Genomic DNA, 8,223 nt, shown 5'->3' on the forward strand with positions numbered 1-8,223 from the left:
CGCTCCCGTCGCGCCCCCCGCCCCCGCCCTCCCCGCCGCCCCCGGCGGCGGCCCGGCTCAGCCGCGCGCCCAGTTCCCGTACGCACCGCACCAGTTCCGCCGGCTCGTGCACGGTGAAGTCGCAGCCCAGCGTCGCCAGCCGCATCGCGACCCACTCCACCTGGTCGCCGAGCGGGACCCGCAGCCGGCACCGGCCCCCGTCCAGCGGCTCGGGCGCGCCGAACCAGGCGGGCAGCCGGCCCGCGACCGCCTCGGCCGGGGCCGCGAAGGTCACGCCGAGCGTGTACGTTTCCTGGTGCCGCTGGTAGACCGACCGCCGCAGATACTCCGCCGCGCTGCCCGTCGGCAGCTCCCGCGGCGCGAACCGGGCCCCGGTCGCGAACGGCTCGCTCACCCGGTCCACCCGGAACGTCCGCCAGTCCGCCCGGTCCAGGTCGTACGCCACCAGGTACCAGCGCCGCCCGGTCGAGACCAGCCGGTACGGCTCGGTCACCCGGCGCGTCCCGGTGCCGTCCCCGGCGCGGTAGGCGAACCGCAGCCGCTCCCGCCCGGCCACCGCCGACGCCATCACGGTCAGCGTCTCGGGCGCGACGCTCGCCCCGTCCCCGCTGGTCAGCGGAGTCGTGGCGGCCTGGAGGGTGGCGACGCGGTGCCGCAGCCGGGCCGGCAGCACCTGCTCCAGCTTGGCCAGCGCCCGCACCGACGCTTCGTCCACGCCCTCGATCGCGTGCCCGGCGCCCGCCCGCAGCCCGACCGCGATCGCCACCGCCTCCTCGTCGTCCAGGACGAGCGGCGGCATCGCCTTGCCCGCGACCAGCCGGTAGCCGCCGTCCGCGCCCATCGTCGCCTGCACCGGATAGCCCAGCTCGCGCAGCCGGTCGATGTCCCGGCGCACGGTGCGCCGGGACACCCCGAGCCGTTCGGCCAGCTCCCCGCCGGGCCACTCGCGGGGCGTCTGGAGCAGGGACAGCAGCTGGAGGAGCCGGGCCGGGGTGTCCGTCGTCATGGCACCGAGGATGCCGCAGATCTAGGACATGATCTGACCTACTGCCCTCCTACGGTGCCTGCATGACCTCCAGCGAAACCCCTGTCAGCAGCGCGGCGCGGGCGGCGGACCGCCGCCGCTGGTTCGCACTGGCGATCGTGATGACCGCGGCCTTCATGGACCTCGTGGACGTCACGATCGTCAACATCGCGATCCCGTCCATCCAGCAGGACGCCGGCGCGTCCTTCAGCCAGATCCAGTGGATCACCGCCGGGTACGCCCTCGCCTTCGCGGCCGGGCTGATCACCGGCGGCCGGCTCGGCGACATCCACGGCCGCAAGCGGCTCTTCCTCGTCGGCATCGCCGGCTTCACCCTCGCCTCCGCGCTGTGCGGCTTCGCCGCCAACCCGGAGATGCTGGTGGCCTCCCGCATCCTCCAGGGCGGCATGGCCGCGCTGATGGTCCCGCAGGTGCTGTCGATCGTGCACGCCACCTTCCCGGCCCACGAACGCGGCAAGGTCTTCGGCCTGTTCGGCGCGATCGTCGGCCTGGGCGCGGTCTCCGGCCCGCTGCTCGGCGCGCTGCTCACCCAGTGGAACCTGTTCGGCCTGGAATGGCGGCCCATCTTCCTGATCAACCTGCCGGTCGGCGTCGTGGCCTTCCTGCTCGGCGGCCGGTTCATCACCGAGTCCCGCGCACCGCGCGCGATGAAGCTGGACCTGGTGGGCGTCGCCCTGGTCACGCTGGGCCTGCTGATGCTGCTCTACCCGCTGACCCGGGGCCGCGAGCTGGGCTGGCCGCTGTGGGGGTACGTGTCGATGGCGGGCGCGCTGGCGGTGTTCGCGGCGCTGGTGGCGTACGAGCGGCGCAAGGCGGCCCGGGACGGGTCCCCGCTGGTCGAACTGTCGCTGTTCCGGGTCAAAAGCTTCGCGGCCGGCATCGCCGTGCAGACGGTGTTCGGCGTCGCGCTCGGTGTGTTCTTCCTGGTCTGGACGCTGTACATGCAGACCGGGCTGGGCTGGAGCCCGCTGAAGGCGGGGCTGACGGGCGTGCCGTTCTCGATCGCGGTGTCCACGGCGGCCGGGCTGTCCGTGCAGCAGCTGGTCCCGCGCTTCGGCCGCAAGGTGCTCCAGGCGGGCGCGCTGCTGATGGCGGCCGGCGTCCTGCTCTACATCGGGGAGTCCGACCGCTACGGCCTGCACATCGCGCCCTGGCAGATGGCGCTGCCGCTGGTGGTGATGGGCGCGGGCATGGGCCTGATCGTGGCCCCGCTGACGGACGCGGTGCTCTCGGAGGTCCCGCGCGAGCACGCCGGTTCGGCGTCCGGGCTGATCAACACCGTCCAGCAGATGGGCAACGCGCTGGGGCTCGGGCTGGTGTCGGTGGTGTTCTTCGGCGTCATCGGCGACCGGCTGACCCCGGACCAGGTGGGCCCGGCCTTCGCGCACGCCTTCCGGCACGCGCTGGTGTGGGTGGCGGCGGTGCTGGGCGTCATCTTCGTCCTGATGTCCGCGCTGCCGAAGCGGCCGGCGCAGCACGTGGAGGGCGGCGGCGAGGACGCGGAGCCCGCGGAGCCGCCGGCGGCGGGCGAGCGCGAGCGGGAGCTGGTCGGCTGACCGGGGCGGATGACGTGAGGTGAGCTGAGGTGACGTGAGCTGAGGTGACGTGAGGTGCGGGGCCGGCGGCCGTTCGGGGCGCCGGCCCCTTCGCCGCGCCGGGGCCGGGGCGCCGGTCGGGGTGCTGGTCGCCGTGCTGCTCGGTAGGGCGATCGGGGTGCTGGTCGGTGCGGCGGTCGGTCCTGCGGCGGGGTGTGCTGGTCGTCGGCGGGGCTGTCAGCGGGGGCGGTCAGTGGAGCGGTCAGCGGGGGGACACCCAGTCCGGCCGCCAGGTCCCCGCGGCGTCGTGGCCGGGCGTCGCGGCGGCGAGGTGGGCGCGCAGGGCGGCCAGGGCCGGATGGGGGTTGTCGCGGTGCCACAGCAGCGAGTGCGGGTAGACCGGCGTCGGGTCGATCACCGGGATACGGCGCAGACCGTGGCCGGCGGGCCAGACGAGACGGGTGTGCCCGCCCATGAAGGTGGCCAGGGCCGGGGTGTCCGCGATGGTGTCGAGCAGGGCGTCGGAGCCGAAGTTGGGGCCGGTCGCCTCGATGGGGAGGCCGAACTCGGCGACCATGTCGTCGTAGTAGGCGGTCCACTCGGTGCCGGGGGCGAGGCCCGGCATCCAGATCCGGTGCCCGGCGAGCCGGGCGAGGGGCACCGAACGGGCGCCCGCCAGGACGTGCGCGGGCCCGGTGAGGAGCTGGAGCGGCTCGTCGAGCACCCGTACGGACGCGATGTCGTCGGGCAGCGGACGGCCGGGCGCGGCGACGGCGCGGAAGGACGCGTCGATCGTGCCCGAGCGGATCGCGGCGACGGCCGAATCGATGTCGAACAGCATCAGCACATCGAGGTCGATCTCGGGATGGGCGCGGTGGAATTCGCGCATCAGCCCCGACGCCGCGCCACGCGAGGCGATGATGTCGACGCGCAGCGCGCGGCGGCCGGTGCGCACGGACGCGGCCGCCCGCTCGGCGACGCGCAGCAGCTCCCGCGCGTGAGGGAGGAACGCCTGCCCGTCGATGGTGAGTTCCGCCCCGCGCGGCGTACGCCCGAACAGCCGTACGCCGAGGTCGCGCTCCAGCGCCGCGACGCGCTTGGAGACGGCCTGCTGGGTCACCGCCAGATCGGTCGCGGCCTTCTGGAACTGGCCCGCGTCCGCCACGGCGACGAAGGTGCGTACGGCTTCTAGGTCCACGCCGACCACGATAGTGAACAACCAGTGGTTGTGGAGGGATGCCGACACGGTTGTTTGACCTGGGGCTGTGCGGCTCGGTTAGCTCACTTCGGTCAACGTCGGTTTGTTCATGCAGGTCGGCGCGGTGGTGGCGGGCGGGACGTCGAGGGGTGCGTCGGCATGAGGGGCAGAAGACGGCTGGGGCGGCCGTTCGGCTGGCTGTGGGCGGCGTACGCGGTCAGCGCCTACGGGTCCGGGCTGGGCTTCGGGGCGTTCCCGCTGATCGCCGTCCTGGTGCTGCACGCCGGCCCCGCCGAGGTGTCCGCGCTGTCCGCGGTGGGCCCCGCGGTGGGCGCGCTGATCGCGGTGCCGCTCGCGCCGTGGGTGGAGTTCCGGCACAAGCGGCCGGTGATGATCGGGATGGATCTGGCCCGGTGCGCGGCCATGGCGACGATCCCGGTCGGCTACGCCCTCGGCCGGCTCACCTGGGTGCAACTGCTCGTGGTCTCGGTCGTGGTCGCCGCGGCGAAGATCGCCTTCAACGCGGCCGGCGGCGCCTTCCTCAAGGCGCTCGTCCGGCCGGACGACCTGCTGGTCGCCAACGCGCGGTTCGAGTCCACCAACTGGAGCTCCATCGCGGTCGGGCCGCCGCTGGGCGGGGCGGCGATCGGCCTGTTCGGCCCGGTCGTCACCGTGATCGCCGACGCGTTCAGCTACCTCCTCTCCGCGCTCTGCCTCACCGCGATCGGCGGCCGGGAGGAGGCGCCGCGGCCACGCGGGGAAGCGCCGCGAGCGGAAGAGGCGGCCCGGCGGACGACCGGGGAGGCGGTCCCGTCGGCAGCCACCGGAGACGCGGCCATGCGAACCACCGCGGATGCGGTCCCGCGAACCACCGCGGAAGCGATCCCGCGGACCACCGCGGAAGCGGTCCCGCAGGCCACCGGGGACGCGGCCACGCGGCCCCCCGGCGAGCCGGCCCCGCCGCCCGCCCGCAAGGGCGGCCCCCGCCGGACGGCCGGGCTGCTCGACGGCTGGCGGCACATCATGGGCCACCCCGTCCTGCGGGCGCTCTACCTCAACCAACTGCTCGTCGCCGGTCTGATCATGGCCACCGAACCGCTGCTCGCCGTGCTCCTGCTGCGCCGGCTCGGCTTCCCGCCCTGGCAGTACGGCCTCGCCTTCGCCGCGCCCTGCCTCGGCGGCCTCGTCGGCTCCCGGCTGGCCCGCCGCGTCGTGGCCCGGCACGGCCGGTCCGCCGTCTTCCGGACCGTCGGCACGCTGCGCGCCGTCTGGCTGATCGGCCTGGTCTTCGTCCGGCCCGGCGTCACCGGCCTCGTCACCGTGATGGCCGTCGAGCTGGCGATCATCGTCAACATGAGCCTGTACACCCCGGTCCTCGCCGCCTACCGGCTCGAACACACGCCCAAGCATCTCGTCGCCCGCACCCTGACGGCCTGGTCGGTCGGCCAGCAGGCGGCCATCGCGCTCTGCACGGCCCTCGGCGGACTGCTCGCCGACGCCACCGGCCCGCGCACCGCGCTCACGGTCGCCGGACTCCTCATCCTGGCCACCCCGCTCCTGCTGCCCCGACCCGACCGCACGCCTCCCGCGTCCTCGGCGGAGCCGGACGCCACGGCCCGCGCGGGGACGGCTCCGTAGCGCCGTACGAGGACGAAGGTCCGGCCCCGCCCGAGTGCGCCCACCGATGTCCGTTCATGCCCGAACGGCACCCGGATCTGTTTACTTTCCGGCAACGCGGGCGTAGCCTCCCCGGTAAACCACAGATTCGGGCATCGGTCGGAGGCAGACGGACATGTACGCAGCGGAGCGGCAGCAGGAGATCCTCCGGCTCGCCCGTGACGGCGGCCGGGTGGACGTCGTGTCGCTCGCCGAGGAGTTCCAGGTGACGGCGGAGACGATCCGCCGCGACCTGAAGGCCCTCGACCGGGCCGGACTGCTGCGCCGGGTGCACGGCGGGGCCATCCCGGCCGGCCGCCTCGACTTCGAACCGGACCTCACCGAACGCGAGTCCACGGCGGCCGACGAGAAGGACCGTATCGCCAAGGCGGCCCTGGCCGAACTGCCCGTCGACGGCACCGTGATCCTCGACGCCGGCACCACCGTGGCCCGGCTGGCCGCCGCGCTCCCGCTGGAGAGCGAGCTGACCGTCGTCACCCACTCCCTGCCCATCGCCGCCCGCCTCGCCGACCACCCCGGCCTCCAGCTCCACCTGGTCGGCGGACGCGTACGGCACCGTACGCGGGCCGCCGTGGACGCCTGGGCGCTGCGCGCGTACGGCGAGATCCGCGCCGACGTGCTGTTCGTCGCCGCCAACGGCTTCTCCGCCGCGCACGGTCTGACCACCCCCGACCTCGCCGAGGCAGCTGTGAAGCGGGCCGCGGTCGCCGCCGCCCGCCGGGTGGTGCTGCTCGCCGACTCCGGCAAGCACGGCCAGGAGCACTTCGCCCGCTTCGGCGACCTGAGCGACGTGGACCTGCTGATCACCGACAGCGCCCTGAGCCCCGAGGACGCCGCCGCCATCGAGCGCGCCGGCACGGAGGTGGTCCGCGCGTGATCGTCACCGTCACCCCCAACCCGTCCCTGGACCGCACCTACGAGATCCCCTCCCTGGACCGCGGCGAGGTCGTCCGCGCCACCGGCGAGCGCATGGACCCCGGCGGCAAGGGCGTCAACGTCTCGCGCGCCGTGGCCGCCGCCGGCCGCCGCACCGTCGCCGTCCTGCCCCTGGGCGGCGCGCCGGGCGCCCTTGTCGCCGAACTCCTCGCCGCGCAGGGCATCGAGGTCGCGCCGGTCCCGATCGCCGGGACCACCCGTTCCAACATCGCCCTCGCCGAGGCGGACGGCGTCCTGACGAAGATCAACGCCCCCGGCCCGGAACTCGGCCCCGAGGAGAGGGAACTGCTCCTGCGGACCGTACGGCGGCAGGCGCGCGACGCCGACTGGATCGCCTGCTGCGGCAGCCTCCCGCGCGGCCTCGCCCCCTCCTGGTACGCCGACCTCGTCGCCCGGGCGCACGCCGCCGGGGTGCGCATCGCGCTGGACACCTCCGGGCCCGCCCTCCTGGCGGCGCTGCGCGAGGGCCCGGACGTGGTCAAGCCCAACGCCGAGGAACTCGCCGAGGCCGTCGGGCGCCCCCTGGCGACGGTGGGCGACGCGCTGAAGGCGGCCGAGGACCTGCGGGCGCTCGGCGCGGGCGCGGTGCTGGCGAGCCTCGGCGCCGACGGGCAACTGCTCGTGACCGGCGCGGGCGCCTGGTACGGCGGCGCGCCCGTGGCCGCCGTCCGCAGCAACGTCGGCGCGGGCGACGCCTCGCTGGCCGGTTTCCTCATCGCGGGCGGCGCGGGTCCTGAGGCCCTGGCCTCGGCCGTCGCGCACGGCGCGGCCGCCGTCCAACTGCCCGGCAGCGTCATGCCCACGCCCGGCGACCTGTCCCCGGCGGCGGTCACGGTGACGGCGGACGTCCCCCTCGACCGCCCCCTGACGGACCCCGCGCCATGACCCGGCCGACGGCCCCCGCCGCCCTCCGGGCAACCCGCACCCGGACCCGCACCCGGACCCTGACCCTGGCCCTGGGCTCTCCGCCCACGGCCAGCACGGCCCGTACGGCCAGCACGGCCCACCAGGCCACTACTGCCCGCCCGGCCCCCGCGGCCCCCCACGGCACCCCCGTCCCCACCCCCGCCCCGGCTTCCCCCGCCGCCCGGGCGACACGCGTGCGAAGGAGCCCGCGATGAGCGAGATGATCACCGCGGACCTGGTCGACCTCGACCTGTCCGCCGACACCAAGGAAGCGGCGGCGCGCGCCCTCGCCGAGCGGATGGCGGCCCTGGGCCGGGTGACCGACCTGGAGGGCTTCCTCGCCGACGTGGCCGCCCGCGAGGCGCAGATGCCGACCGGCCTGGACGGCGGCATCGGCATCCCGCACTGCCGCAGCGCGCACGTCACCGAGCCGACGCTCGCCTTCGGGCGCAGCGCCGCCGGGATCGACTTCGGCGCGGCGGACGGCCCCGCCGACCTGGTCTTCCTGATCGCCGCACCGGCGGGCGCGGACGACGCCCACCTGACGATCCTGTCCGCCCTGGCCCGCCAGTTGATGAACGCCGAGTTCACGGCCGCGCTGCGCTCGGTCGCCGACACGGCGACGGCGGCGGCGCTGATCCGGGGGGACGTGACCCCGCAGGAGACCGCCTCGGGCCAGGCCGCCTCGACGGAGGTGGAGGCGGAGACGGAGACGGACTCGGCCTCGGGCGAGACGCCCCCGGCGGAGGCGGGCGCGCCGGGCCCGGAGGCCGCCTCGGCGGGCGCGCCCCCCGCCGCCACCGAGGCCCAGGCCACCCAGTCCCCGACCACTTAAAACCCCCCCCCCCCCCCCCCCCCCCCCCCCCCCCCCCCCCCCCCCCCCCCCCCCCCCCCCCCCCCCCCCCCCCCCCCCCCCCCCCCCCCCC

The 8,223-nt window shown here is 75.6% G+C and carries 6 protein-coding genes and 1 pseudogene; 5 read left to right on the top strand and 2 right to left on the bottom strand.

All coding sequences use genetic code 11. The annotated features are described in order from the left end of the window. A partial coding sequence (locus K7787_RS30930; RefSeq protein ID WP_223003663.1) for a helix-turn-helix transcriptional regulator occupies nucleotides 1-1,006 on the bottom strand: 1,006 nt, incomplete at its 3' end. A 62-nt stretch (nucleotides 1,007-1,068) separates the two neighbouring features. On the opposite strand from K7787_RS30930, the gene K7787_RS30935 reads away from it, so the two are divergent. Further along, nucleotides 1,069-2,601: an MFS transporter gene (locus tag K7787_RS30935; protein WP_164388037.1), complete on the top strand. Its 1,533-nt coding sequence runs from the start codon at nucleotides 1,069-1,071 to the stop codon at nucleotides 2,599-2,601. 241 nt (nucleotides 2,602-2,842) lie between these two features. On the opposite strand, the gene K7787_RS30940 is transcribed toward K7787_RS30935, so the two are convergent. Further along, nucleotides 2,843-3,778 (bottom strand): LysR family transcriptional regulator, encoded by a 936-nt coding sequence (locus K7787_RS30940; protein ID WP_223003664.1) that lies wholly within the window; start codon nucleotides 3,776-3,778, stop codon nucleotides 2,843-2,845. A gap of 159 nt (nucleotides 3,779-3,937) precedes the next feature. Here K7787_RS30940 and K7787_RS30945 point away from each other — a divergent pair, with 159 nt between their 5' ends. The 4 genes and pseudogenes from K7787_RS30945 to K7787_RS30960 form a co-directional block, all read left to right on the top strand. Further along, a complete protein-coding gene (locus K7787_RS30945; protein ID WP_223003665.1) occupies nucleotides 3,938-5,416 on the top strand; it encodes an MFS transporter in 1,479 nt (492 codons plus the stop codon). 154 nt (nucleotides 5,417-5,570) lie between these two features. Then, nucleotides 5,571-6,332 carry a DeoR/GlpR family DNA-binding transcription regulator gene (locus tag K7787_RS30950; RefSeq protein WP_019985986.1) on the top strand — a complete coding sequence of 254 codons (762 nt, stop codon included), beginning with the start codon at nucleotides 5,571-5,573 and terminating at the stop codon, nucleotides 6,330-6,332. Next, nucleotides 6,329-7,276 carry a 1-phosphofructokinase gene (gene pfkB, locus K7787_RS30955; protein WP_223003666.1) on the top strand — a complete coding sequence of 316 codons (948 nt, stop codon included), beginning with the start codon at nucleotides 6,329-6,331 and terminating at the stop codon, nucleotides 7,274-7,276. The genes K7787_RS30950 and pfkB overlap by 4 nt, the downstream gene beginning before the upstream one ends. Before the next feature lie 232 nt (nucleotides 7,277-7,508). Continuing rightward, nucleotides 7,509-7,956, top strand: a pseudogene (locus K7787_RS30960) (PTS sugar transporter subunit IIA); the annotation flags it as partial. Nucleotides 7,957-8,223: the final 267 nt, after the last annotated feature.

Origin of the sequence: Streptomyces sennicomposti (assembly GCF_019890635.1) — a bacterium.
Taxonomy (GTDB): domain Bacteria; phylum Actinomycetota; class Actinomycetes; order Streptomycetales; family Streptomycetaceae; genus Streptomyces; species Streptomyces sennicomposti.

Bases quoted from the DNA above. Each gene is read 5' to 3' on its own strand.
- K7787_RS30950 (WP_019985986.1), top strand. From the start codon at position 5,571: ATGTACGCAGCGGAGCGGCAGCAGGAGATCCTCCGGCTCGCCCGTGAC.
- K7787_RS30935 (WP_164388037.1), top strand. From the start codon at position 1,069: ATGACCTCCAGCGAAACCCCTGTCAGCAGCGCGGCGCGGGCGGCGGAC.
- K7787_RS30945 (WP_223003665.1), top strand. From the start codon at position 3,938: ATGAGGGGCAGAAGACGGCTGGGGCGGCCGTTCGGCTGGCTGTGGGCG.